General features: G+C 61.7%; 29 protein-coding genes and 1 tRNA gene. 17 read left to right on the top strand and 13 right to left on the bottom strand.

The genetic code is table 11. The features are described from left to right. Nucleotides 1–61: 61 nt before the first annotated feature. The 4 genes from tolA to NKI39_RS08620 form a co-directional block, all read right to left on the bottom strand. Nucleotides 62–466, bottom strand: a complete 405-nt coding sequence (gene tolA / locus NKI39_RS08635) for a cell envelope integrity protein TolA (protein ID WP_352471136.1) — start codon at nucleotides 464–466, stop codon at nucleotides 62–64. 364 nt (nucleotides 467–830) lie between these two features. Then, entirely contained in the window at nucleotides 831–1,697 is an 867-nt protein-coding gene (locus NKI39_RS08630) for a glutathione S-transferase family protein (protein ID WP_352831418.1), read from the bottom strand. A 27-nt stretch (nucleotides 1,698–1,724) separates the two neighbouring features. Then, nucleotides 1,725–2,306 carry a VOC family protein gene (locus NKI39_RS08625; protein ID WP_352540244.1) on the bottom strand — a complete coding sequence of 194 codons (582 nt, stop codon included), beginning with the start codon at nucleotides 2,304–2,306 and terminating at the stop codon, nucleotides 1,725–1,727. Between the two features lie 406 nt (nucleotides 2,307–2,712). Beyond that, a complete protein-coding gene (locus NKI39_RS08620) occupies nucleotides 2,713–3,153 on the bottom strand; it encodes an SRPBCC family protein (RefSeq protein ID WP_008873905.1) in 441 nt (146 codons plus the stop codon). A gap of 115 nt (nucleotides 3,154–3,268) precedes the next feature. On the opposite strand from NKI39_RS08620, the gene NKI39_RS08615 reads away from it, so the two are divergent. The 6 genes from NKI39_RS08615 to NKI39_RS08590 all read left to right on the top strand — a co-directional run bounded on the left by NKI39_RS08615 (nucleotide 3,269) and on the right by NKI39_RS08590 (nucleotide 8,998). Then, the gene (locus NKI39_RS08615) at nucleotides 3,269–4,336 is read left to right on the top strand and encodes an adenylate/guanylate cyclase domain-containing protein (protein ID WP_352540245.1); all 1,068 of its coding nucleotides are present in this window, start codon (nucleotides 3,269–3,271) and stop codon (nucleotides 4,334–4,336) included. Between the two features lie 472 nt (nucleotides 4,337–4,808). Further along, complete coding sequence (locus NKI39_RS08610) at nucleotides 4,809–5,534, top strand: hypothetical protein (protein WP_352831416.1); 726 nt, start codon at nucleotides 4,809–4,811, stop codon at nucleotides 5,532–5,534. Between the two features lie 645 nt (nucleotides 5,535–6,179). After that, nucleotides 6,180–6,518 (top strand): hypothetical protein, encoded by a 339-nt coding sequence (locus tag NKI39_RS08605; RefSeq protein WP_352831414.1) that lies wholly within the window; start codon nucleotides 6,180–6,182, stop codon nucleotides 6,516–6,518. Between the two features lie 106 nt (nucleotides 6,519–6,624). Beyond that, entirely contained in the window at nucleotides 6,625–8,418 is a 1,794-nt protein-coding gene (locus NKI39_RS08600) for a phage tail tape measure protein (RefSeq protein WP_352831412.1), read from the top strand. Nucleotides 8,419–8,502: 84 nt separating this feature from the next. Next, complete coding sequence (locus tag NKI39_RS08595; protein ID WP_352704493.1) at nucleotides 8,503–8,637, top strand: hypothetical protein; 135 nt, start codon at nucleotides 8,503–8,505, stop codon at nucleotides 8,635–8,637. Next, on the top strand, nucleotides 8,630–8,998 hold the full coding sequence (locus NKI39_RS08590; protein ID WP_352831410.1) for a hypothetical protein: 369 nt from the start codon (nucleotides 8,630–8,632) through the stop codon (nucleotides 8,996–8,998). Before NKI39_RS08595 ends, NKI39_RS08590 begins: the two co-directional genes overlap by 8 nt. A gap of 142 nt (nucleotides 8,999–9,140) precedes the next feature. Here NKI39_RS08590 and NKI39_RS08585 read toward each other — a convergent pair whose 3' ends face one another. Further along, complete coding sequence (locus NKI39_RS08585) at nucleotides 9,141–9,434, bottom strand: helix-turn-helix domain-containing protein (protein WP_352831408.1); 294 nt, start codon at nucleotides 9,432–9,434, stop codon at nucleotides 9,141–9,143. A 41-nt stretch (nucleotides 9,435–9,475) separates the two neighbouring features. On the opposite strand from NKI39_RS08585, the gene NKI39_RS08580 reads away from it, so the two are divergent. From NKI39_RS08580 to NKI39_RS08550, 7 genes are all read left to right on the top strand, one after another. Then, nucleotides 9,476–10,198 (top strand): hypothetical protein, encoded by a 723-nt coding sequence (locus NKI39_RS08580; RefSeq protein ID WP_352831406.1) that lies wholly within the window; start codon nucleotides 9,476–9,478, stop codon nucleotides 10,196–10,198. Next, complete coding sequence (locus tag NKI39_RS08575; protein ID WP_352831405.1) at nucleotides 10,188–10,592, top strand: hypothetical protein; 405 nt, start codon at nucleotides 10,188–10,190, stop codon at nucleotides 10,590–10,592. The genes NKI39_RS08580 and NKI39_RS08575 overlap by 11 nt, the downstream gene beginning before the upstream one ends. A gap of 67 nt (nucleotides 10,593–10,659) precedes the next feature. Beyond that, nucleotides 10,660–11,262, top strand: a complete 603-nt coding sequence (locus NKI39_RS08570; protein ID WP_352831404.1) for a hypothetical protein — start codon at nucleotides 10,660–10,662, stop codon at nucleotides 11,260–11,262. A 4-nt stretch (nucleotides 11,263–11,266) separates the two neighbouring features. Then, on the top strand, nucleotides 11,267–12,115 hold the full coding sequence (locus NKI39_RS08565; RefSeq protein WP_352831402.1) for a head maturation protease, ClpP-related: 849 nt from the start codon (nucleotides 11,267–11,269) through the stop codon (nucleotides 12,113–12,115). Between the two features lie 13 nt (nucleotides 12,116–12,128). Beyond that, nucleotides 12,129–13,193: a phage major capsid protein gene (locus tag NKI39_RS08560; RefSeq protein ID WP_352532452.1), complete on the top strand. Its 1,065-nt coding sequence runs from the start codon at nucleotides 12,129–12,131 to the stop codon at nucleotides 13,191–13,193. Nucleotides 13,194–13,211: 18 nt separating this feature from the next. After that, entirely contained in the window at nucleotides 13,212–13,523 is a 312-nt protein-coding gene (locus NKI39_RS08555) for a DUF2190 family protein (protein ID WP_352532454.1), read from the top strand. A 68-nt stretch (nucleotides 13,524–13,591) separates the two neighbouring features. Then, a complete protein-coding gene (locus NKI39_RS08550; protein WP_352831400.1) occupies nucleotides 13,592–13,924 on the top strand; it encodes a hypothetical protein in 333 nt (110 codons plus the stop codon). Nucleotides 13,925–14,187: 263 nt separating this feature from the next. Here the strand turns inward: NKI39_RS08550 and NKI39_RS08545 are convergent, their stop codons facing one another. Further along, nucleotides 14,188–14,322, bottom strand: coding sequence for a hypothetical protein (locus NKI39_RS08545; RefSeq protein ID WP_352831399.1), 135 nt, complete (start codon nucleotides 14,320–14,322; stop codon nucleotides 14,188–14,190). A 36-nt stretch (nucleotides 14,323–14,358) separates the two neighbouring features. Between NKI39_RS08545 and NKI39_RS08540 the strand changes: the two genes are divergently transcribed. After that, complete coding sequence (locus NKI39_RS08540) at nucleotides 14,359–15,027, top strand: tyrosine-type recombinase/integrase (protein ID WP_352831397.1); 669 nt, start codon at nucleotides 14,359–14,361, stop codon at nucleotides 15,025–15,027. Between the two features lie 7 nt (nucleotides 15,028–15,034). Here NKI39_RS08540 and NKI39_RS08535 read toward each other — a convergent pair. The 3 genes from NKI39_RS08535 to NKI39_RS08525 all read right to left on the bottom strand — a co-directional run bounded on the left by NKI39_RS08535 (nucleotide 15,035) and on the right by NKI39_RS08525 (nucleotide 15,987). Beyond that, nucleotides 15,035–15,109, bottom strand: a tRNA-Glu gene (locus NKI39_RS08535). A gap of 90 nt (nucleotides 15,110–15,199) precedes the next feature. Continuing rightward, a complete protein-coding gene (locus NKI39_RS08530; protein ID WP_352817759.1) occupies nucleotides 15,200–15,607 on the bottom strand; it encodes a VOC family protein in 408 nt (135 codons plus the stop codon). After that, complete coding sequence (locus NKI39_RS08525) at nucleotides 15,604–15,987, bottom strand: fimbrial protein (protein WP_352540246.1); 384 nt, start codon at nucleotides 15,985–15,987, stop codon at nucleotides 15,604–15,606. The genes NKI39_RS08530 and NKI39_RS08525 overlap by 4 nt, the downstream gene beginning before the upstream one ends. A 26-nt stretch (nucleotides 15,988–16,013) precedes the next feature. On the opposite strand from NKI39_RS08525, the gene NKI39_RS08520 reads away from it, so the two are divergent. The 3 genes from NKI39_RS08520 (at nucleotide 16,014) to NKI39_RS08510 (ending at nucleotide 19,100) form a co-directional block, all read left to right on the top strand. Next, complete coding sequence (locus NKI39_RS08520; protein WP_352540247.1) at nucleotides 16,014–17,054, top strand: RluA family pseudouridine synthase; 1,041 nt, start codon at nucleotides 16,014–16,016, stop codon at nucleotides 17,052–17,054. 187 nt (nucleotides 17,055–17,241) lie between these two features. Beyond that, nucleotides 17,242–18,153 (top strand): RNA polymerase sigma factor RpoH, encoded by a 912-nt coding sequence (rpoH, locus tag NKI39_RS08515; RefSeq protein WP_023678514.1) that lies wholly within the window; start codon nucleotides 17,242–17,244, stop codon nucleotides 18,151–18,153. 413 nt (nucleotides 18,154–18,566) lie between these two features. After that, nucleotides 18,567–19,100 (top strand): hypothetical protein, encoded by a 534-nt coding sequence (locus NKI39_RS08510; protein WP_352831394.1) that lies wholly within the window; start codon nucleotides 18,567–18,569, stop codon nucleotides 19,098–19,100. A 182-nt stretch (nucleotides 19,101–19,282) separates the two neighbouring features. On the opposite strand, the gene NKI39_RS08505 is transcribed toward NKI39_RS08510, so the two are convergent. From NKI39_RS08505 to NKI39_RS08490, 4 genes are all read right to left on the bottom strand, one after another. Continuing rightward, a complete protein-coding gene (locus NKI39_RS08505) occupies nucleotides 19,283–20,155 on the bottom strand; it encodes an MBL fold metallo-hydrolase (protein ID WP_352831393.1) in 873 nt (290 codons plus the stop codon). Nucleotides 20,156–20,305: 150 nt separating this feature from the next. Then, the gene (locus NKI39_RS08500; RefSeq protein ID WP_023678511.1) at nucleotides 20,306–20,965 is read right to left on the bottom strand and encodes a peroxiredoxin; all 660 of its coding nucleotides are present in this window, start codon (nucleotides 20,963–20,965) and stop codon (nucleotides 20,306–20,308) included. A gap of 175 nt (nucleotides 20,966–21,140) precedes the next feature. Further along, on the bottom strand, nucleotides 21,141–21,506 hold the full coding sequence (locus NKI39_RS08495; RefSeq protein WP_254816554.1) for a cell division protein ZapA: 366 nt from the start codon (nucleotides 21,504–21,506) through the stop codon (nucleotides 21,141–21,143). Nucleotides 21,507–21,510: 4 nt separating this feature from the next. After that, nucleotides 21,511–21,783, bottom strand: a complete 273-nt coding sequence (locus tag NKI39_RS08490) for a DUF4164 domain-containing protein (RefSeq protein ID WP_006200774.1) — start codon at nucleotides 21,781–21,783, stop codon at nucleotides 21,511–21,513. Nucleotides 21,784–21,827: the final 44 nt, after the last annotated feature.

The following is a 21,827-nucleotide window of genomic DNA, read 5'->3' as shown; positions in this document are numbered from 1 at the left end:
TGCACGCTTTTGCGCGACATGCATTAGGTCCCGAAAAGTGGAATCCGGTTGTCGGAAAAGATCAAGGCGAAGCCTTCACTCGCGGTGCAGCCTGTTCTTGTTTGGGCGAGTTGAATTGCAGAGTGAACACCTTGCCCGGGATGCCTTCAGCCAGCGCCGGTGAAAAGCTCAACGGCAGGCAATGGTCCACGGCCGCGACCGCCGCGTCGACAAAAGCTTGGCGCGTCTTCTCCTCGCCGGCGACGCGGATGGCGGTCGGCTTGGGCCGGCCGATCAGCGTGCCATCGCGCCTGAAGCTGAAGCTCAGGGTGACGGTGGAATTCCCGGCATTCGCCGGAGGGGTCCAGCACGCCTGGATGGCAGCCCCGACCTCGGGCATGGTGTTGAGCGTCGCTGCATTCGATTGACCGGCTGCACCCGCCAGCATGGCGCCTGCAATCACCATCATTCCAGCAATGCTTTTCATGACAGGGCCTCTGTCCTTGAACCGCCATCGAGGACGGGACTACTTCGATGGTAGGGCCCACATCGGCGATGGCAAGATGCCGGCAACGCGCTTCATCAGCCATTCAGGCGTCGTGAAGCGCCGTCAGCCGCAAACTTCGGCAGGGCTGCAATAAGCAAAGGCCGGCGAGCAGCCGACCTTTGCTTTCCATCCGCGCCAGTACATCCGTGGTCGCAAGCTGGAGGTGGATACCAGTAGAAAGGGTTTCGGTTAACGAAACCTTAAGCTCCCCACATCGTGCAAACAGGGGAGAGTAAGAAAGAATTACCTCAGATCACTACCGGCTCCCGCAGAACGTGCGGACGATCGCCGGCCTGCACGTGCCTCAGGCGTTGGCCTGCGACCGCACATAGGCGATATAGCCGCGCACGTCGCTGGCCGGCTCGGCATAGGCCTTGCCGAGCTTCTTCTCGATCGCCGCCATATAGTCTTTTGCCCATTGGGGCAGCGCGTAGTCGATGACGGCGAGGAATTCGAGCGTCGCCGCCAGGCGGATGTCGGCGATCGACGGGTTCTTGCCGCCGATGAACGGCTTGCCGTTCCTGAAGAAGCTATGAAACACCTCCAGCGGCTCGGCTATCGCTTCTATAGCGGCCTTCTGGGCTTCCGACTTCTTGTCGGGATGAGCGTCGCTGTGGCCGACCTCGCCGGCATATTGCGGGAAATTCAGTACAGGATATGTGGCGCGCGCCACATAGGGGTAGAGCGTGCCGATCAGGTAGAACATGGCGCTGTCGATCATTGCCCGCTTGGCCGGCGCCTTGGGATATAATTTCTCCAGCCCGTGCTTGTTGGCGAGATACTGCATGATGGCGCAGCTTTCCCACAAGACACCTCTCGGCAGGCCCTTGTCCTCGATCATCGGCGTAAGATGGGCCGGGTTTCGCGCCATATATTCGGGCGAGCGCGTGAGGCCCCAAACGTCGGTTTCGGAATGATCGAGCCCGGCGGCGCGTGCAAACACCCGAACGCTCATATTGTTGACGCTGGGCTTCAGCATGCTGAGCGTGAGCGCCGGCTTTTTCGCCGGTTTCGCCTTGGCCTTCGGCGCCAGCTTCTTGGCGGAGACCTTGGCCGCCGGCTTTGCCACTTTCGCCGCTGACTTGCCGGCGGCTTTGGCCGCCGGCTTCGCTCCTGGCCTGGCTGCCTTGGCCGCGGGCTTCGTGGCACTCTTGGTTGCTGTCTTCGCCATTGTATCCTCCCTTTGTTCGGCGTGTCGTCAGTATGGATTTTTCGGTGCGCGATCCTCCGACAACGTCGTGCGCGAGCGCTCGACAAGCGCCTGGATCGCATCGGCAAGGTGCACTTCGGCGATGTTGTAGTCGCCGCGCGCGACGCGGATCTTGTGCGCCTGCATCAGCACGTCGGCATGGGTGAAGCCCGCCGGCGGTTCGAAACGGTAGGAGGCGAGTTCGATCAGCAGGCCGAGCGGATCCTCGAAATAGATCGAGTCCATGAAGCCGCGATCCTTGACGCCGCTGTGCTTGATGGCGCGCTCGTCGAGCCGGGCAACCGCCTGCAGAAAGGTGACGCGCGACACCGCGAAAGCGATATGATGGACGCAGCCCGTGTCGGTCGGCGTGCGCCGCTTGACCGGCGTGCGGCTTTCGTCGGTGAAGACGGTGATCAGCCGGCCGTCGCCCGGATCGAAATAGAGATGGCTTTCGCTTGCCTTATCGAGATTGGGCTGCTCGAAGATGAAAGGCATGCCAAGCACGCCCTCCCAGAAATCGATGGAAGTCTGGCGCCCGGCCCCGACCAGCGTGATGTGATGAACGCCTTGCGATTGCAGCTTTTGCATCTGACTCCTCCCGGCCACGCCGTCTTGCCGCCGAACGGAAGTTCGGATGCCCAGTCGCGCTTGGCATGTGACCGCGCCCGGCCTCGCTCGCCTGCGCTCCGCATTCCGCATCCTGCAGGAGTGCGGCCGGAGCTTTGATGAACGGATGCTAATTCAATCCGCGGCGTTGCGCCAGAAGCGCTGAGTTTCAAGAACTCCACGCAGGCGCCAAGAGCGGCACCGGGATCGCGGACGCCTTCGCCGAGCTCGCTGAAACGACCCGTCGCCGGCAGCTGTAGTGGTGCGGCGGCCCGCAGGTCGCTGGGTTTCCCGAGCGCCGGTTTGGCGACGGCAGGTCAAAGGGGCCCTCGTTGACGCATGCCGCGCCTGGTTCGGATTACGGGCATCCGCGGCCCTTAGACGAAAATCACATATTCTTCATCGGCACGTCGGGATCGACATGTCCCCCATCGGCAGTGATCTTCAGCCTTGAGAGGTAGTGCTCCCATCCCCTTCGGTGGCTGTCACGCTCCTTTGCGTTCGGCAGTCCGCTGTGCGTGAAGCGGATCAGTGTCCCCGCATCCCTCGCGATCAGGTCGATCTCGACATGACTGGAGCCGGGGGGCACGGTCTCGTTGTCTTCCCAGCCAAAACTGTAGGCAAGACGGTGGACCGGGATCACCTCGGTGAACTCACCGCGCGCCATATGGCGACCACCGACATTGACGAGGAACAGACCGCCCGGCGTTGCATCCAAATTCGCTTCGGTCCCGATCCATCGCACAATCTGGTCCGGATCCGTCAAAAGCGCGAACACGGTCGCTTGTGGCGCCGCGACCTCAATCTCTGTGTAAACCGATTCCGCCATCGCTCACTCCAGGTCACATCCGCAGCGAATACCTGCATGATTGAAGCGAATGTGGGGAGTTGCAAGAAGATGTTCGAGGCGTAAGCATAAGCCGGTGCCGAGTGACCTTCTACCCATGCTTCTCGCAAAGTCGCTTTCATTCCTTCTGGACGACGCCGCGCATATTGGCGACGGTGGGCGACTTCTATTGCAGCTCTCAACGCATTTGATTGAAGACGGCTTGCCGATCATCGCCGGCGCGCTGGCGCAGGATGCTCCCGACCCGATTATCTCACGCCGCATCTGGCTCTGGCGAGCGCCTGGGGGTGAAGTGGTCGAGGCTTTGGGGATAGGCGCCGACCGCCAGAATGCCGATCCCCGGCTCGTGCTGCGGGAGTGGCTTGGCACGACGCGGGCGATCGTGTTCGACGAGCGAGCGGGCGGTGTCGCACCGACTTTGGTGTGGGCGTTCGATCATACTCCGGATGAGGCGCAGTCAGAGCTGCTGCGGCAAATCTCCCGGTTTGCTGCGGCTCCGATGACCGCACTCGCAGAACGGTCCGCGAAACGCGCATTGCTCGAGGCATATTTGGGAAAGCGCAGTGCAGCACATGTGCTCAACGGTCATTCTCGTCGAGTAAAGGGAGAGACGATACGGGCTGCGCTTCTGTGCGCGGACCTTCGAGGTTTCACCGATCTATCCGAGGTTCATGATGCAGACGAGATCGTATTGGTACTTGATGCCTGGTTCGATTGCGTCGCCGGCGCGGTGCACGCATTTGGTGGTGAGGTTCTCAAGTTTATAGGTGATGGCGTCCTCGCGATTTTCCCGATTGGCGAGCGCGATGCAAATGCCGCATGTGACGCGGCGGTACGCGCCGTGAAGGCCACGCGCGCCGGGATAGATCATCTCAACCAAACTCGGCGCCGCAATGGCGGCCCTGAGCTCGGATATGGCATTGGCCTGCATGTCGGCGAGATACTCTGGGGGAATATCGGCACTGCCGGCAGGTTGGACTTCACCGCGATCGGCAAGGCTGTAAATCTTGTCAGCCGCATCGAAGGGCTGTGCAAGCCGTTGGGACGGACGGTGCTCGCGTCGACAGTGTTCGAGGCAGAAACTACCGAGCCGATGATCGCCATGGGCAGTCATCCGCTCGGAGGAATAGCAGGCGCGCAAACACTTTTCGGCTTGCCGGAATAGATCGAATGGTTGAGCCCGCCGTGGATGTGTCGTTCGCAGCATATCTTGGTATCGTGCGAAGCCATGACTGAGAGAAATTCGAACGGCAAAGAAGCTACGATACTGCAACTGGAGTATGGCGCGTTTAGAGCCCAGCCATGCGCGTCGCGCGCAGCTTTCGCTGGCCGGTGCTAAGGGCCTTCCCGGCATCCACCCTTCGAGGGAGAGGCGCCTTCGCCGAGTTCGCCAAAACGATCCGCCGCCGGCAGCTGTAGCTCAGGTCGGCTCCAGGCAGTGCCGACCAGCGTGATGGACGCCTTGTGATTGTAGTTTCTGTATCTGGCTCCTCCCCGCGTGGCATCGACTGCCCTGTTCAGCGCGACGTTCTGCGCGCCGCTAACGCTGTGCCTCAAGACCCACGATGCAATGCTAATGCAATCAGCTCCGCTTCACCAGAAGCGGCAATGAGCCAGACCCGCCGCGACCCAAGGCGATGGATCGGATTGATGGTTTGCCGAGAGCTTGGAGAGACTTGGTACGCCCAAGGGGCGTGCTTGTTTCTCGCAAGATCAAGCACTTAGGTTGCCCAACCGGTCGCAGGACCCCCATTGAAAACATTGCAGCTTTCGCCGCGTTGTCCAACCGGCCTTCCGTCGATGAGCGAAAGGGCGTCGGCACCGACGCGTCGGAAGCCGTAGCATCGCCGAACTCGGAAGATCCCGCGCCGACGGCCGACGAACGCGCCGGCATGGCTTGGTGGAACGCGTTGGACGAAGACGGCCGGCGCGACTGGATGCAGCAGGCCGGTAACACTGGGCGCGCTGCCGACGCATGGAAAGCCTATAAGCGCGCCGCAGCTGCCGAAAACTGGTCGGAGCTGGCGTCGAAAGCCCAAGTTGTCGACGCTGCCTGTCGGTTGTTTGGGGCCAGAGCAGCGCGTCAGCTGTGGCAGGATCTCGGTCTTCCGCCAGTTGGCAAATCCCCCGGACCCCCTGACTTGAGCTTGCTGCACTACGTCGCCGCATTCGTCGAGGCGCGCTTGGTCGCAGACTGCCGGGTCGGCATCGCTGCACGGCAGCTTCACAAAGCCTACATCGAATGGGCGGACGAGACGATCGCGCCTCATCTGACCCTCACGAGGTTTGGATTGCTGATGCAGAAGACCGGCATTCGGCGTGTTGCCGGCCGCATCATCACCTATGAAGCGCGGTTCAAATGACTAAAACCCCGTACCCCCGGTTTGGGTCAGCGCACTGCCGAAATGTGGCGCTTTCGTTGTTTTCATTAGCTTTTCCGGCGCGACACTTGCGACACTTTGCGATACTTCGCGACACCTTGTTCAGCGAGATAAAGGTAACGATTTCAAATAGTTGCGACACCCTGCGACACTTATACGCGTCCCTATATACGAGAGAATTTAAAAATCAAAACACAATTTTATAGCTATAGGCGACGAAAAGTGCCGCAAGTATCGAACCTATTGATATCTCACGATAAACTATCGCTTAAAGTATCGCTAAAGTATCGCTAAGTGTCGCTAAAGGTGGTGAATAGGAATGATGGATAAGAGTCATCAGTTGGCAACCGGCAGGGATGCAATCCGCAATGCGGATGTCATTGGTCTGAGGGCCGTGCGGCGACCCTATCCAAGCCGGTCGCCAGCAAGGGGCTCGGCAACACCGACCATCTTGCCCCCGCTGACCCCACCCCCACCCCCCGGTGTAGGGACCGTACCAAGGGCCTCTGACCTATACGGGCCCGGGGGATCCCGGGATTTTTCTAGTAAGCGACTTCGCAAGCGGTACACGCAAACACGCGTTCCCACGCGTGCGGCACGCATTATGCAACCTGAAGGAGAATGCCAATGACCGAGAAGACCGTCACCCTGTCGCGGCGCTATGAGGCACATGGCACCATCTTCGAAACGGTGAAGGTGCGCGAGCCGCGGTTCAACGATCTCATGCAGCTGGGCGAGCCCTACGAGATGCAGCGCGCCGCCGGCAACAACGTGGTCATCGAGAACGTCGAAACGGTCGCCGCCTATGTCCGCCGTTGCGTCGTCGAGCCCGGCTTCGACATGCTTGGCGAGCTCGGCCTCAAAGACGCCAGGGCGGTTCGGGTCGCTGTGCTCGATTTTTTTACGTATGGCGAGCCAGCAACCGCCTCGCCTGCCTCGAAGTCGGAACCCGCGCCGATGAGTTGATATTCCGGTTTGGCATGCGGGCGGCCGATGTCGCCTGCATGCCGATGTCGGAGATTCTCGCCTGGTTCGCGCGCGCCGTCGCATATCACAATCGTAGGAGCACGAAATGAGCAACCGTACCATCGAAGCCGTGATGCGGCTTTCTGCCAAGCTGGGCCCGATGGGCGCCTTCGATAAGATCGGGGCGAAGCTGAACCAGGTCAATCAGAAGTCGATCGCGTTCAACAGGACGCAGGGCCTGCTCAATCGCACGATGTCGGCCATGCCGATCGGGCGCTTCATTGGCCCGGCCGTCGCGGGGTACGCCCTCACGCAATCGATCAAGGAATTTGCCTCTGTCGAGCGCCAGCTCACGCGCATCGGCCTGACGCTTGGCGCGTCGCGCGACGACATGCAGGGCCTATATCAGGACGTGAACCACTATGCCAAAGCCTACGCCCTGCAGTCCGACCAGGTCATGGAAACGGTCGGCGCCTACGCGGCCGCCGGCGCCAGCCTGACGGACATCCGCAACGATCTGGACCTGCTCACCAAGTCGCAGCAGGCACTCGGCGCGTCGGGCGAGGATGTCGTGAACAGCTGGAACACCGCGCGCCTGTCGCTCGGCTTGACAACCAAGGACGCCGAAAAGTTCTTCTCGATCATCGCCGCCGGCAGCTCGGCCGGCAAATTTGAGGCGCCGGATATGTCGCGCTTCCTTCCCTCGCTGCTGCCGTCGGCGGCCAAGCAGGGGTTTCAGGGGATCGAGGGCGCGCAGCGCATGGTCGGATTCCTCGAGGTGATGGCGAACTATACCGGCACGGTCGGCGAGGCCGCGACGTCGGTCGGCGATTTCCTCGAAAAGCTTTCCAGTCCGGACGTCGAGAAGCGGCTGGCAAAGATCAGCGGAAGCTTTCTGAAGCGCATGTCGGCCGCTCGCGAAAATGGCGAGGACATGCTCAAGGTGACGCATGATATTTTGATGGAGGCCACCGGCGGCAAGGCGGACAGGCTGGGCCAGATTTTCGGCGACAAGGAAGCCCGCCAGGCCGCGACCGTGATCCTTGCACACTACGACGAGATCGTCGCCGCCCAAAAGGAGATCGCGGCGAATGCGCCTGGCGTCCTCGATCGCAACAACGCGCAGCTGCTGAAAAACACGCAGGCCGGTCTTGACCGGATCAAGGAAACCCTCAGCCAACTGCAGATTCAGGCCGGCGATTTCGCCGCCTCACTGGGCGTCGTCGACGGGCTGAAATACATCGTCGATACGCTGGGCTACGCGAACTCAGTCAATGCCGGTCTCGAAAAAAGCGGCGTTCACGGGTTCGCCGCGCGCACGGCCTGGGGCATCACTCACGGAGACGAGGACAAGGACATGATGGCCCGGCGAGGCGGCTATCGCTCCGATGAAGAGCTTCGCGCGGCTGCCGCCTACAAGCAATATGGCGATTCGCGGCGCGCCGGCATGCCTCGTGATCCCAGTTTCGGCGCCGGCACTGACGCCAATGGCGTGCCCATTCCGCTGCCCTACGGCGCGCCGACGCCGCTCGGTCCTGTGGTGCGCAGCAACCTCTACCCAGCCCAGCACGGCCGAGGATCCTCGTACCGGCCGGATAGCGCCTGGTCGCTTCCACCAGGTGGGGGCGGCGGGCCGCAGCCAGATGGCGACTGGTTTGCCCCCGTTGGCGCCGAGATCGAGGATAAGATCGCCAGTGGCGGCCAGCAGGCCGGCCAATCGATCACCGACGGCGCCAAACAGGCCGGAGGGATATTTGCAGCGATGGTCGCCGGCATAGGCAAGCAGCTCGGCACCGAGGCCGGTGCAGCGTTCAACGCGACGGCAAGGGCGCCGACGCTGGCAACAGTGCGCGCGGATACTGGACGGTCGAGGGCCGGCCATTTGATGGGGCCGCGCTGAACGATGTTCGACGGCGAATTTCTGTCGCAGCGGTTTCAGAGGATCGGTGGAGAACACGCTGAGCTGGTCAGGATCGCTTGCGCCATGGCCGAGATCGACGACCGGGAGGACCGGCTGTTTCGCAGGCTGATGATCGCCGAAGCAAGCAATCGTATCGCCGATCTCTGGCAGGAAGTCGCCGCACACCTGGCGGACGGGGGCGCGGGGGCCGATGCCTAAAAAGAAGTCGATCTCGTTGCCCGGCCGCACCTCACGGCCGTTTCAGTCCTCTTCCCGTGAAACATTGCCGACGTTTCACACTCGGGTCGCGCCTTTGCTGCCGGCGTTGAGCATCGCCACGGCGCAAGCGGCTGCGGTGCGACGGGCGACCGCGCGAGGCCACACCATGGGTCCATGGCGTCGCGAGAAGGGTGAATGGTGCACGATGTGCGATCGGTGCGGGGAAAAGCTCGACCTGGCGACAGGCGCGCTCAGCGCGGCCGGCGTGGCGGCCGTGAAGGCGCAGGGCGGCATTGCTGGCGAGATGGAAGGCGGCATCGTCTACGTGCTTGGGAGCGCGTTGGAGCCCTGTCCTCGCTGATCTTGCGAGGGTTTGCGGGCAGGGGCTCAGAATTTGAGGGGGGCCGGGGGCAAGGCTCTAATGTTCGCGCAAAACAGACCAGGCTGCGGGCGACTTTTTCCAAAATCTGATCGTCGGTTTCGTTTGCCATCCCCAAGGCCTCCTATTCTCTTTTCAGCGCCCTAAGCGCTGCGCCGGCTCTCGCCGCCACCTCCGCTTCGTAGACATCCTTCCGCAAGCGCACCCCTGGCCCGTCGCCGTTCTTATCGAGAAAGATCACGCCAGCCGTTTCCAAGGCGGCGCGCATGGCCGCGAGATTGTTAGGGTTTGGCATCCTCCGGCCCTTTTCGAAATCCACGACGGTATTTCGCGACACGCTAGCATTACGAGCCAAGACCGCCTGGTCCATCTCAACAAGGGCGCGAGCTGCCCGTATTTGTGCCGGTGAAATAGTCATCAAGCCCAACGTTGCGCATGGTGTTGACAATGTGCCCTTAGTTGGGCATCATGCGCAATAGATATCACGATGCCCAACTAGGAGCAACTGCAATGCCGAACGCACTCGTTGCGGCAGCCGCCGAAGGCTTGCCGTCAATCAACCGCCGCCAAGTCCTTCATAGCCTGGCGGCATCGTCAGCCGCCGCCGCTGCCTTGGTGGCGGCTATTCCGGCCGCGCCTGCCGCCGAGCATCCCGACGCCGACCTTTTCTGGCTTGATCAGGAAATGGCGGAAGCCGAGACCCAGATGAATCTGGCGAACAAAGCCTGCTGCCGGGCCGGCAAGATCGCCGACAAACTCTATCCGCCGCAGCCTGCCGCTTGGGCGGAACCGCGCATGCCGGACCACGTCCACGAAATGGTTGCATCCATGCTTGTTCGGGACCTTGCAATTCCGGAGAAACAGCCGGCGCCTTTGCGCGATTTCCACAGGGCTCGTGATCAGCAGCGGGCCGCGCAAAGGGCCCTGCAGGATGCCTTCCTCGACAAGGTGGATGAGATAAATCGCCAGGCCGGCGTTGATGCCGCCGAGGCCGCATACCGCGCGCGCTCAGCCGAGTTTTACAAGGTCGGCGACCGCATTTTGGCAATGCCGGCCAACACGTTGCAGGGGATCATCGTCAAGCTCCGGGCGGCCGACAAAATTGACGCCAAGAGCGAGGCCTTGATTTCGATCGCCGCCGACATCAGGCGCCTGGCGGGGGGAGGCGGTCGTGAGGGGTAAAACCCCCCGGCGCAGCCCCGACGCCAAGCTCCTCCGGCTCGAGGCCAAATTCAACGTCGCGAGCGATCGATGGAACGAGGCCACGCACCGGACGGCGAAGCTCGAGGATCAGCTTGAAGAGGCGATTAAGCGTCTCAGATCGCGTCTCATGCCGCGCATCGCAAAGGCGGAAAAGAAGGAAGAGAAAAGGGCCGCAGCTTTCGGTCGCGCGCTCGATAAGATCATGAAGACCAGGGCAAATACCATTGAGGGCCTGGCCGTGAAAGTCAGGGTTCGCGAGCGCGATTACACGGACGACGAGGATCTGGAGATAACCATTCTCAAAAGCCTGGTCGACGACATCAAGGCGATGGCCGACGATGCGTCCACTGGCGCGACCGAAAATCATGCTTGACGGAAAGGCGTCTTGTCGCATACAGAGTGTCAGTCATACATTTTGTCAGAGACAGGGTATCCAGAAAATGATTAGTCGCGCGCAATTCTTCGTCCTGACCAAACTCGATTCCGACGGCCTGTCGGCGCTCAAGCGTCGTAACCAGTTGCCGGTGGTCAATGCTGTTGACCGCGATTACTCGCCTTTCGAAGCGTTCGCATACCTGATCGCCGAAAGGCTTGTCGTCTCGCCCGACGGCCACGGCATGAACCGGTCGATGGCGGCAGAAATCGTCCGGGACGCGGCGTCCATCATTGCGCGCCGGGCTCCGGATATAGAGGCAAGCGCGCCGGCCTTTCGTTACGACGACGGGTCGGGCGATCTCTTCGCCGGGCGGTTGCATGTGGCGACTGAACAGTTTTCTCGGTCGGTCCCCTTCGTCGGAACCAAGGCGGAGCTTGCGGAGGCACTTGCGGGCGCCGGTACGGTGTTCGGCATCAATGTGACGAACGTCACGGCGTCCTTCGTCCTCCTGCAACGTCGAGCCGCTGGCGAGGGGATCGACATCTCCGGCATGTGGCCAGACCCGGCCTCGCTGCCGACCGCCGAAGATCGGGTCCAGCGGATTGCTGCGAATTGGCGGGCTGCTGTCGGCAAGACCAACAAAGACCGCGGCTTGGGCGAGGAGTAGGCAGATGGCTGACATCTATCGCGGCGCTAACAAGATCGATGCTTTCGGCGTCATCGGCGACAGTCTTTTCGACGAAGGATTTTCCCCATTTGATTTTGCGACAGCTCTGGCCAAGTGCGACAGGACTAAGCCCGTCGAAATCTCTCTCGATTGTCCGGGCGGCGTCGCTACGGCCGGCGTCACCGTTGCCAATCTGATCGCTGGATTTCCGGGCGGATCTCGGGTGACGGTGCAAGGGCTGGCGGCCTCCGCAGGATCATTGATCGCAATGGCAGCCGACGAGACCATCATGCGATCCGGCGCACTGATGATGATCCACAACCCCAACATTCTGACGGCGGGCGATGTGCGAGAGCACGCCAAGTCCATCGAGATCCTCGGGCAGGTGGGTGACGCATACGCTTCTTGGTATGCCAGGAAGTCCGGAAAGCCCGCCGCCGACATGCTCGCGGTTATGGATGCGGAGACGTGGCTCAATGGCGAACAAGCCGTCGAGCAAGGATTTGCCAACAAGGTCGAGGCCGCATCAGCCAGGGCTTTTGCTTCCTTCGATTTCACCCGATACCGGAACGCACCGCCAGAATTGAAGGCGCTTGCGCAGGCGAACGGTTGGACAAGGGCGGCGGAAACAGCCTCGGCCTCGGCCGAGAAGGACCGCGCCGACAGGCTGCAGGCCGAGCTCGATGCGCTGAAGGCCACCGGCCAGACCGAGAAGGACCGGCAGGCGCAGGCGGCCGCCTACGAAGCTAGCCGCCTGGCTGCCGCACGTCTGCCGATGTCCGGACTGGCGCAGCCTGGCAATCGCGGCAGCCGCAGCGGGCCCACGACCTGGAATGACTTCCTCCCAAAGTAAGGACCTAAAACCGATGAGCGCAGCTCCCAAGCCCAATCCCGCCGATCTCTTTGACCCGATGGCGATCGCCATGTTGAACCGGCACTCGCCGGGTATCGTCCGCGCTGCCTTTGGCGACGCCGTATCGCGTGCACATCCTGGCATGGGTCTCCGCGATGCGGCGGCTGCGGTTGCCTCGAAGACCGGAGGGCGCACCGAAATCCGCGCCATGATGACGACGGATGATTTTCTGAAAATCCTGTCTGACACGGTCTCTGTCTCTGCGCTGGCCGCGCAGATCATCAACTACCCCGAGATCCTGCGCATCTCTCACGAGACGACCTATGAAGATTTTCGCGAGAAGGAGAGCGTCCAAGGCGGTCTCTTCCCCGAACTGCTCCCGCCTGGTGAGGGCGGAGAGGTGCAGTACGGGACGATCGGCGAACGCAAGGAAAAGACCTTTGCCGTCATTCGCTCGCGGATGATCGAGATCACGACCGAAGCGCTGGTCAACGACAACCTCGGCTTGCTGGTGCAGCCGGCGCTTCGCATCGGCGAAACCGTGCTCGATGGCAAGGCGCGGGTGATCGTCAATCGGATCGAATCGAACCCGGTGCTGTCGGATGGCGTCGCGGTGTTCCACGCCAGTCACGGCAACCTGGCTGGCGCCGGTGCGGCGCTCGACGTGACGACGCTTTCGGCGGGAAGGCTCGCCATGCGTCGACAAAAGGACATCGACGGGCTGCGCGATATCGGCGTCAACCCGTCCTTCTTGGTCATTCCGCCCGAGCTCGAGACTGCCGCCGAGCAGCTGCTCGCTGCGATCACGGCCACCTCGGTCGACGAGGTCAACCCGTTCTCGGGCAAGCTGACGCCGGTCGTAGAACATCGGCTCGCCGACCCGAAGGCCTGGTACCTATTCGCCCGGCCGGAGCGTCAGATGAGCCTCGAGCATGGCACCGTCAATGGCATGGACGATCCGGAAGTGCGTACGGAGGCGCCAATCAACAGGCACGCCGTCATCACGCGCGTTTCCACCGCCTTCGGCGCCGGCTGGATCGACTATCGCGGCGCCTACAAAAACGCCGGTCCGGCGTAAAATCAGGAGAGACCGACAATGAGAAACCTTGTCCAGGATGGCCATACGGTGCCGTTGACGGCGCCCGTCGACCGCGCGCCGGGAGATATCGTTTGTGTAGGCAGCATCGTCGGCATCGCCGTCGGCGCCGCCGCCAGCGGCCAAGTTGTGCAAACGCGCCTTCAAGGCGTGTTCAAGGACCTGCCGCTGAAGAGCGGTGATGTCTTCGCCGCCGGCACGCTCGCCTATTATGTGGTCGCCGACGACGAGCTGACGACGACTGCCGGCACAAACAAGAAGTTCGGCGTCTCGCTTGGCGGCGGTCAGTTCCGGCTCAACGGATCGTTCTAAGGAATCTGCCGGGACCTTCAGGGGCGCGCGGTTCGTCCTTTCACGCCAATTCCGCCCGGCAAATAGTCATGATCCGGGATTGGTTGAAATCGCATGAGAAGGCCTGTCGCGCTCGGATGTACAGCGCGGCAGCCGAAGCGGATGCAGTTGGGGGGATGGTTCGCTCCGGCTGCATCCGCGATTTCCTCACAGGGTCGGAAAATAGCACTATGGCCAACCGAGCTGCATTGATCACCCAGGCCGACGCGACGCGCCTTTTCAAGGCGGCCAAGCTCGCCGGCTATGATCGGGCCAAGTTTGTTTCCTACCCCGATGGCCGCGTGGAGGTGCAGGTTGAAACCACGCGCCGGGGCGTTCAGGCTGGCGATGACGCCAGCGAATGGGACGATGTCCTTTCATGAAACGCCGCGCGGCTAACCCATTCCCCGGCGTCTCGCCGGCCCCCGATCGCCACGGCAAAATGCGTTGGCGTTTCCGCAAAAAGGGCGTGCCGCAAACCTACCTTCCTGGCGAATACGGGTCGATCGAATTCCGCAAGGCCTACGAAGCCGCGCTTCAGGGATCTCGCGCAGCCGCCTCGCCCTCACGACACCAATACGGCACCTTCGACTGGCTGATCGAGCACTACAAGCGCTCGCCCAAGTGGAAGAAACTCCGGCCGATCTCACAGTACAATCTCGGCAAAGACTTCGACCGCTTCAGCCTGGTGTATGGAAAGCGGCGTGTCGCAACATTGCGGACTGAGCATGTCGAGGCGATCATTGGCAAGAAGGCCGACACCCCATCCGCCGCGAATCATTTGCTGAAGCTGCTTCGCAGGCTATGCCGTTTCGCGATGCGCAAGAAGCTGATTGCTGTCGACCCGACGCTTGATGTCGAACGCTATGCCGAAAACCCGGATGGCTTTCACACCTGGACAGAAGATGAGATCAGCCAGTTCGAGGCGCACCATGGCATCGCTTCCAAGGCGGCTCTCGCGCTGCGGCTGATCCTCAATTCCGGGGCCGCTCGGCAAGATGTCGTCAAGCTGGGGCGCCAGAGCGTCCGCCACGGGCGAATCGCCTATCGCCGCGGTAAGACCGGCGGCGACGTGGACTTGCCCATCCTCGAGGAGCTCGAGGAGGTTCTAGCGCTGGTTCCTGGCGATCGGATGTTGTTCCTGACACACACCGGCGACAGGCCCTACAAGCCGACCACATTCGGCAACTGGTTTCACGATCAGTGCATTGCCGCCGGCCTTCCTCACTGCTCTTCTCACGGCCTCCGCAAGGCCGGTGCGACGCGCCTTGGCAATGCCGGCGCGAGCGAATTGGAGATCATGGCTTTCCTCGGCCATCGCACGCCTGATGAGGCGCGGACCTACGTCAAGAAATTCAATCGGAAGCGCCTCAGCGATACCGGCATGGAGAAGGTGTCCAGGGCAAAAAGAGAACAGGATTTGTCCAACCCCGTAGAAAAGTTGGACATTCACCGCCGCAAGGCTCTGAAAGAAAAGGGAAATTAGATGAAGGTGGTACGCCCAAGGGGAATCGAACCCCTGTTCCCGCCGTGAGAGGGCGGTGTCCTGACCGCTAGACGATGGGCGCGTTCAAGAACCGGCGATATAGGCTGACGGCTGGCAAAAAGCAACTAGGCTTAAGGCTGCCGATCGCGCCGGTGAAGTATCCGCTGCAAGCCTAGCGTTTTGGCTCGATCAGGTCCCAGAGATTTCCATAGAGATCTGCGAAAACCGCCACAGTGCCATAGGTCTCGTGCCGGGGCGCCTCACGGAACTCAACGCCCTTTTCGAGCATCAGCGCATAGTCGCGGGCAAAATCGTCGGTTTCGAGGAACAGAAAGACCCGGCCGCCGGTCTGGTTGCCGATGGCGTGCCTTTGCGCATCGCCGGATGCCTCGGCGAGAAGCAGCCGCGCACCCTGTCCGTTGCACGGCGTGATCGTGACCCAGCGTTTGCCGCCGCCGAGATCGACATCTTCGGCGAGCACAAAACCCAGCCGGTCGACATACCACGAGATCGCCTCGTCATAATTTGCGACGACAAGCGCGACCGTGGCAATGCTGCGGTATTCGGCAAAACCGGTCATTTGTTCCTGATCGAAAAATGGCCAACGATGCGGCGCTCGGTGATGTCATAGACGAAGATGGCGCGGCTGCCGTCGGGCAGCTCTGCGTCGATCGACAGGTGATTGCCGGACAGCGATTGGCTGATCACCCTGGCGCCGACCGGCAGCACGATGTCGCCGTTGACCGTCTCGCCGATCGGCACCTGGATGTCGCTGCTTAGCGGAGGGGCGGCAGGCGGCGCGTTGCGCGCTTTGTAGACAAGTGCCGCGATCACCACCATAAGGGCGAGGAACAGCAGGCCGAGATTGATGGCGACGAAGCGGACGAGCTTCCTCCGCACCTTTTCGACCTCGGGGTCGAGCGGCTTTTCCTCGTCTTCGTCGGCAAGCGGCCGGGCCATGGCAGCAGATTCCGGAACTGTTTTCGATGAGCGCTCATAACGAAGTGGTCAGACAATTAATAGGGGCCGGACCGATCGTCCTGGAGGCGGGCGCTGATGCGGCCGGCCAGCGGCTCGACCAATGGCTGGCGGCCAGGCTCGGCCCCGACATGTCGCGCAGCCGGGTACAGATGCTGATAAAGCAGGGCGCCGTCAGGATCGGCGGCAAGCCAGCCAGCGAAACGAAGCGCAAGATGGCGCAAGGTGACAGCGTGTCGGTTGATATGCCGGAGCCGGAACCGGCGGCGCCGCAAGGCGAAGATATTGCGCTGGACGTCCTCTACGAGGACAGCGAGCTGATCGTCATCAACAAGCCGGCCGGGCTGGTCGTTCATCCCGGCGCCGGCAACTGGACCGGCACGCTGGTCAACGCGCTGATCCATCATTGCGGCGACAGCCTGTCTGGCATCGGCGGGGTGAGACGGCCGGGCATCGTCCATCGCCTCGACAAGGAGACCAGCGGCGTCATGGTCGTCGCCAAGACCGATCGCGCCCACAAGGCGTTGTCGGAGGCCTTTGCCGACCACGGCCTGACCGGCGATCTCGAGCGGGCCTATCTGGCGTTGGTCTGGGGCATACCGGCAAGGCCGACCGGGACCGTCGACGCGCCGCTCGGCCGCGCCGCCGACCGGGTACGCCGCGCCGTGGTGCCGCAAGGCCGCGACGATGCCCGCCACGCCGTCACGCATTTCACCGTCGTTGAGCGCTTTGGCGAGCAGCAGCAGGAATTCGCCATGGCGAGCCTGGTCGAATGCCGGCTGGAAACCGGTCGCACTCACCAGATACGCGTCCACATGGCCCATATCGGCCATCCGGTGATTGGCGACCCCGAATACGGTCAGGCTTTCCGCACCAAGGCCAATCGGTTGCCCGAGCCGCTAAGAAGCAAGGTAAAGGCGTTTCCGCGACAAGCTTTGCACGCCCGCCTCCTTGCATTTCGCCATCCCGATACCCATCTAACGATGAGGTTCGAAGCACCGATACCGTGGGACATGGAGGAACTCGTCGACGGCTTCCGCAAGCTCTGAACCAGCCACCTGAAAACCTGACCGGCGTTGTTCACTTCAACGTGACACACTGTTTCGTGTTGAACAAATGCCTGTCTTTCTGGTTTTGTTCCTATATATGTCGGTTGGCGCGAATGTGCCTTTGGCATTCGCGCCACATGCCCGCCGCGTTTCGGGGGCATCACTCCAATAGAGAGGGGGCGCTATCATGGCCCAGTCATTACCCAGTATCGTTTCCGGCGAAGGCGGTCTCAGCCGCTACCTGGAAGAAATCCGCCGCTTTCCGATGCTTCAGCCGCAGGAAGAGTACATGCTCGCCAAGCGCTACGCCGAGCATGAGGACACGACGGCTGCGCACAAGCTCGTCACCAGCCACCTTCGGCTCGTCGCCAAGATCGCCATGGGCTATCGCGGTTACGGCCTGCCGATCGGCGAGGTGATCTCGGAAGGCAATGTCGGCCTGATGCAGGCCGTCAAGAAATTCGAACCGGAGCGCGGCTTCCGTCTCGCCACCTATGCGATGTGGTGGATCAAGGCCTCGATCCAGGAATACATCCTGCGCTCGTGGAGCCTGGTCAAGATGGGCACCACCGCCAACCAGAAGCGCCTGTTCTTCAACCTGCGCAAGGTGAAGGGCAAGATCCAGGCGCTCGATGAAGGCGATTTGAAGCCGGACCAGATCACCGAGATTGCCACCCGGCTGAACGTCTCGGAAGCGGAAGTCGTGTCGATGAACCGCCGCCTGTCGGGCGACGCCTCGCTCAATGCGCCCATCCGGGCCAGTGAAGGCGAGTCCGGCGAATGGCAGGACTGGCTGGTCGACGACCACGAAAGCCAGGAAGAGATGCTGATCGAGCAGGACGAGCTGGAAAACCGGCGCGGCATGCTGTCGGGCGCTCTTGCCGTGCTCAACGACCGCGAACGCCGCATCTTCGAGGCGCGCCGCCTCGCCGATGAGCCGTTGACGCTTGAAGAGCTGTCGGCCGAGTTCGATATCAGCCGCGAGCGCGTGCGCCAGATCGAGGTGCGCGCCTTCGAGAAGGTGCAGGACGCGGTCAAGGCCGCAGCCAAGCGCCAGACGCAGGCGCTGCGCACCATCGAGGCGCAGCCGGCGGCGTAAGGCCTTCCGGTAGAAACAAATAACGGCGGCGTCAGGTAACTGGCGCCGCCGTTTTTTTCTAAAGCGCGTCGCGTTCGGGCCGGCCTTGTGCGGCGCGCTTTAGATTCTTGTTTTTATGCATGTCGTTATCGCAAAACCGCTGCACACTTTTGCGCGACATGCATTAGCGGGTTGCCGGTTCCGCGGCGCCTTCGCGGATGTCCGATCCGTCGCCCTAACTGCTCAGTAGCCTTGCCAGGCGTCCCCAGACGATCTCATTGATAGCGGCATTGTCGCAATTTTCCCCAAGCCCTGAAAACCGCAAGGCTGCAAGCTGTGGCGGCAATGTTGCGGCGCCGACCGCGGCATTCCACAACCCGGCGCTTGCGGCAGGCGGGCGCGACAACGGTCCGTCGGGCAGTTGAGTTCGTCTATTGGAAACGAAAGGCAGTGTGATGATGACGATTTCTCCGTTTCTGGCCGCCCTCGGATCCGACGGTCCGCCAGCCGATCGAGCGAAAGACATGGCCCTGTATGGATGGCTAATTGGAAGCTGGGAGATGGACTCGGTCCACTACCTCGACGACGGCACAATCCAGAAATGGGATGGCGAATGCCATTTTGGCTGGGTGCTCGAAGGCCGCGCGATTCAGGACGTTTGGATCAGGCCCAAGCGCCCTGCTCCGTCCGCGATGTATGGCACAACCTTGCGCATCTTCGACCCTGGGATCGATGGCTGGCATATCATATGGAACGACCCGCTCAACCGGGATCACTCGCGCCAGATCGGGCGGGCCGAGGGTAAGGACATTGTCCAGCTCGGCAATGACTCGCGCGGTCTGCAAACTCGATGGCGTTTCACCGAGATCACTGCCACCAGCTTCCATTGGATCGGCGAGGAAAGATCTTCCGAGAGCGATCCTTGGCAAATCATGTATGAACATTTAGCCCGCCGAACAAAACCCTGACGCTCGACTGGCTGGCGTCTGCGCTGCTCCTCATCCGGCTGCCGCCACCGTCGTCCCGCATAGACCTATCGGATTCAAACATCGCAAAAATCGAATCAGGATCAATAGCTTGGATGACCATCGCAGAACGATGAGGGCGGCGCCGAGTCTGAATGGCATTGTAGTGCCAGCGACCCATCCTCTCACAGGCAATCGAGCGGAAACTTCAGATAGCGCTGCCCGTTGGATTCCGGTTCCGGCAGGCGTCCGCCATTCATATTGACCTGCAGCGCGTGCAGGATCAGCCGCGGCATCGGCAACGTCCTGTCGCGGGCTTGGCGGAGCGCGACGAAGTCGGCTTCCGTCTTGCAGCCGGCAACATGGATGTTGCCGGCTTTCTGCTCCGCGACCGTGCTTTCCCACCGCGCTTCGCGACCGCCCGGCTGGTAGTCGTGACCGACGAACAGACGTGTCTCGTCCGGCAGCGCCAGGATGTCCTCGATCGAACGCCAGAGCCGCTCGGCACTGCCGCCCGGAAAGTCTGTCCTTGCGGTGCCGCTGTCCGGCATGAACAGCGTGTCGTGGATGAAGGCGGCGTCGCCAATGACGTAAGTGATCGAGGCCAGTGTGTGGCCCGGCGAGAACAGCACTCTTGCCGCAATGCCGCCGACCGAAAAAGTTGCGCCGTTGGCGAACAGCCTGTCCCATTGCGAACCGTCGGCGGGGAATTCCGGCCAGTTGTAGATCACCTTCCACAATTTCTGGACGTTGATGACCTTCTCGCCGATTGCCGTCGGCGCTCCGGTTCTCCCCCTCAGATAATGGGCGGCGGAGAAATGATCCGCATGCGGATGCGTGTCGAGGATCCACTCGACCTCCAGCCCGCTTTCCCTGACGAAGTCGAGCAGGGCGTCGGCGTTTTTCGTTGCCGTTGCACCGGACCTTTCGTCGAAGTCGAGCACCGGATCGATGATAGCGCATTTGCGGGTCGCCATGTCGGCGACCACATACTGGACGGACCCGCTCGGCTTGTCATAGAAGCCGGTGACCTGCGACCTGGCCGATAATGCGTCCAATCCAGCCTCCTTCGCCCCTCACCACGGCAGGAAGGATTTTCTCTGCCACGGCAAATTAAAGGCATGGTTGTCCGTCAACCAGGCATCGTCAAGCACCCCATGCTCACACGGCCAGGAAAACCGAAAACTCTCTGTGCCGCCTCTGCCTGCTCAGGCGGAAGGCTGCTTGGTTTTCCTGAGATATGGCAGGATCGTCTCATAGGCGCCGAAGCGCTTGATGGCATCCTCATTCGAGACGGCAGCGGTGATGATGACGTCCTCGCCCTGCTTCCAGTTCGCCGGCGTCGCCACCTGGTGCTTGGCGGTCAGCTGCATGGAATCGATGGCGCGCAGGATTTCGTCGAAGTTGCGGCCCGTCGTCATCGGGTAGGTGAGAACCAGCTTGATCTTCTTGTCGGGCCCGATGACGTAAACCGAACGCACCGTGGCATTGTCGGCGGGCGTGCGGCCTTCCGAGCTCTCGCCGGCACCCGCCGGCAGCATCTCGTAAAGCTTGGCGACCTTGAGATCCTTGTCGCCGATCAGCGGGTAGTTCACCGAATGACCGGTCGCGGTCTTGATGTCGTTCTGCCACTTTTCATGGCTTTGGACGGGATCGACCGAGATGCCGATGATCTTGACGTTGCGCTTCCTGAACTCGCCTTCGAGCCCGGCCATTGTGCCGAGTTCGGTCGTGCAAACCGGCGTAAAGTTCTTCGGATGGCTGAACAATACCGCCCAGCCGTCGCCGATCCATTCATGGAAGCTGATCGGTCCTTGCGTGGTCTCAGCGGTGAAGTCCGGTGCGATATCGTTGATGCGAAGGCTCATGACGTGTCCCTTACCCTGTGCGTGCAGATCGCAGCCGGCGTTGCCCGGCGCTGCTTTTGCCTTTCTATCACTCCGGCGTCATCCTTCAAACGCCTGTTGCGCCGGCATCAAGGCCGGCGGCGAAATATTTTCATTGCTTCTCGGCAAATGCAGCAGGAATTTTCGCTGCGCTGGTTCAGGCCTTGTTCACTGCCAGCGTCGTCGCCAGGTCTTCCATGCGCTGGGCCAGTGCGCCGAGCGCCCCGGTCAGCACGGAATCGTTCTTGTCGGCCTTGGTCAGTGCGTCGTCGCGCGTCTTGCGCAGCGTCAGCACTTCGCTTTCCATGCCCTTGACCCGCTTCTGCAGTTCCGAAAGCTCGTCCATGACCATGATGCCGGCCATCACGGTCAGCCGCTGGTCGCCGATCTCGCCAAAAGAATCCTTCAGATGCGAGACATAGCGGTCGAAGCGCTCGGCAAGATCGATCAGATGCTCTTCCTGGCCCTCGTCGCAGGCCATCCGATACTGCTTGCCGTCGATGGAAACCGTGACTTGTGCCATTGGCCTACCTGTCCAGTACCGCGCGGATGGTTTCCATAGCTGTCACCAGCCTTCGCGACACTTCCTTGTTGGCATCTTCCAGCCGTTCGGCGCGGGCCTCGGAATTGTCGAGCTCCTGCGCCAGCCGCGAGCGGTCGGCGTTCATCCGCTGCACTTCGGCCTCGGCTTCCGAATAGTCCCGCTCATGCTCAAGCTTGGCCGCGACGGCGTTTTCCAGCCCTTCGATGGCCTTACCCAGCCTGGCAATGACTTCCTTGAGGGTCGTTTCCCCGGTCATGGCTTTCGTCCTGCGCCCTGCCCATCACCGAATCATCCACGTTC

The organism is Mesorhizobium sp. M0664 (assembly GCF_040320565.1).
GTDB lineage: Bacteria > Pseudomonadota > Alphaproteobacteria > Rhizobiales > Rhizobiaceae > Mesorhizobium.
The sequence above is the reverse complement of the archived record's forward strand: the minus strand, read 5'-3'. Positions and strand labels throughout refer to the sequence as shown.

Excerpts from the sequence above, each read along its gene's own strand:
- tolA (WP_352471136.1), bottom strand. The coding sequence starts at position 466 with ATGAAAAGCATTGCTGGAATGATGGTGATTGCAGGCGCCATGCTGGCG.
- NKI39_RS08630 (WP_352831418.1), bottom strand. The coding sequence starts at position 1,697 with ATGGCGAAGACAGCAACCAAGAGTGCCACGAAGCCCGCGGCCAAGGCA.
- NKI39_RS08625 (WP_352540244.1), bottom strand. The coding sequence starts at position 2,306 with ATGCAAAAGCTGCAATCGCAAGGCGTTCATCACATCACGCTGGTCGGG.
- NKI39_RS08620 (WP_008873905.1), bottom strand. The coding sequence starts at position 3,153 with ATGGCGGAATCGGTTTACACAGAGATTGAGGTCGCGGCGCCACAAGCG.
- NKI39_RS08615 (WP_352540245.1), top strand. The coding sequence starts at position 3,269 with ATGCTTCTCGCAAAGTCGCTTTCATTCCTTCTGGACGACGCCGCGCAT.
- NKI39_RS08610 (WP_352831416.1), top strand. The coding sequence starts at position 4,809 with ATGGATCGGATTGATGGTTTGCCGAGAGCTTGGAGAGACTTGGTACGC.
- NKI39_RS08605 (WP_352831414.1), top strand. The coding sequence starts at position 6,180 with ATGACCGAGAAGACCGTCACCCTGTCGCGGCGCTATGAGGCACATGGC.
- NKI39_RS08600 (WP_352831412.1), top strand. The coding sequence starts at position 6,625 with ATGAGCAACCGTACCATCGAAGCCGTGATGCGGCTTTCTGCCAAGCTG.
- NKI39_RS08595 (WP_352704493.1), top strand. The coding sequence starts at position 8,503 with ATGGCCGAGATCGACGACCGGGAGGACCGGCTGTTTCGCAGGCTGATG.
- NKI39_RS08590 (WP_352831410.1), top strand. The coding sequence starts at position 8,630 with ATGCCTAAAAAGAAGTCGATCTCGTTGCCCGGCCGCACCTCACGGCCG.
- NKI39_RS08585 (WP_352831408.1), bottom strand. The coding sequence starts at position 9,434 with ATGACTATTTCACCGGCACAAATACGGGCAGCTCGCGCCCTTGTTGAG.
- NKI39_RS08570 (WP_352831404.1), top strand. The coding sequence starts at position 10,660 with ATGATTAGTCGCGCGCAATTCTTCGTCCTGACCAAACTCGATTCCGAC.
- NKI39_RS08565 (WP_352831402.1), top strand. The coding sequence starts at position 11,267 with ATGGCTGACATCTATCGCGGCGCTAACAAGATCGATGCTTTCGGCGTC.
- NKI39_RS08560 (WP_352532452.1), top strand. The coding sequence starts at position 12,129 with ATGAGCGCAGCTCCCAAGCCCAATCCCGCCGATCTCTTTGACCCGATG.
- NKI39_RS08555 (WP_352532454.1), top strand. The coding sequence starts at position 13,212 with ATGAGAAACCTTGTCCAGGATGGCCATACGGTGCCGTTGACGGCGCCC.
- NKI39_RS08550 (WP_352831400.1), top strand. The coding sequence starts at position 13,592 with ATGATCCGGGATTGGTTGAAATCGCATGAGAAGGCCTGTCGCGCTCGG.
- NKI39_RS08545 (WP_352831399.1), bottom strand. The coding sequence starts at position 14,322 with ATGATTCGCGGCGGATGGGGTGTCGGCCTTCTTGCCAATGATCGCCTC.
- NKI39_RS08540 (WP_352831397.1), top strand. The coding sequence starts at position 14,359 with ATGCGCAAGAAGCTGATTGCTGTCGACCCGACGCTTGATGTCGAACGC.
- NKI39_RS08530 (WP_352817759.1), bottom strand. The coding sequence starts at position 15,607 with ATGACCGGTTTTGCCGAATACCGCAGCATTGCCACGGTCGCGCTTGTC.
- NKI39_RS08525 (WP_352540246.1), bottom strand. The coding sequence starts at position 15,987 with ATGGCCCGGCCGCTTGCCGACGAAGACGAGGAAAAGCCGCTCGACCCC.
- NKI39_RS08520 (WP_352540247.1), top strand. The coding sequence starts at position 16,014 with ATGAGCGCTCATAACGAAGTGGTCAGACAATTAATAGGGGCCGGACCG.
- rpoH (WP_023678514.1), top strand. The coding sequence starts at position 17,242 with ATGGCCCAGTCATTACCCAGTATCGTTTCCGGCGAAGGCGGTCTCAGC.
- NKI39_RS08500 (WP_023678511.1), bottom strand. The coding sequence starts at position 20,965 with ATGAGCCTTCGCATCAACGATATCGCACCGGACTTCACCGCTGAGACC.
- NKI39_RS08495 (WP_254816554.1), bottom strand. The coding sequence starts at position 21,506 with ATGGCACAAGTCACGGTTTCCATCGACGGCAAGCAGTATCGGATGGCC.
- NKI39_RS08490 (WP_006200774.1), bottom strand. The coding sequence starts at position 21,783 with ATGACCGGGGAAACGACCCTCAAGGAAGTCATTGCCAGGCTGGGTAAG.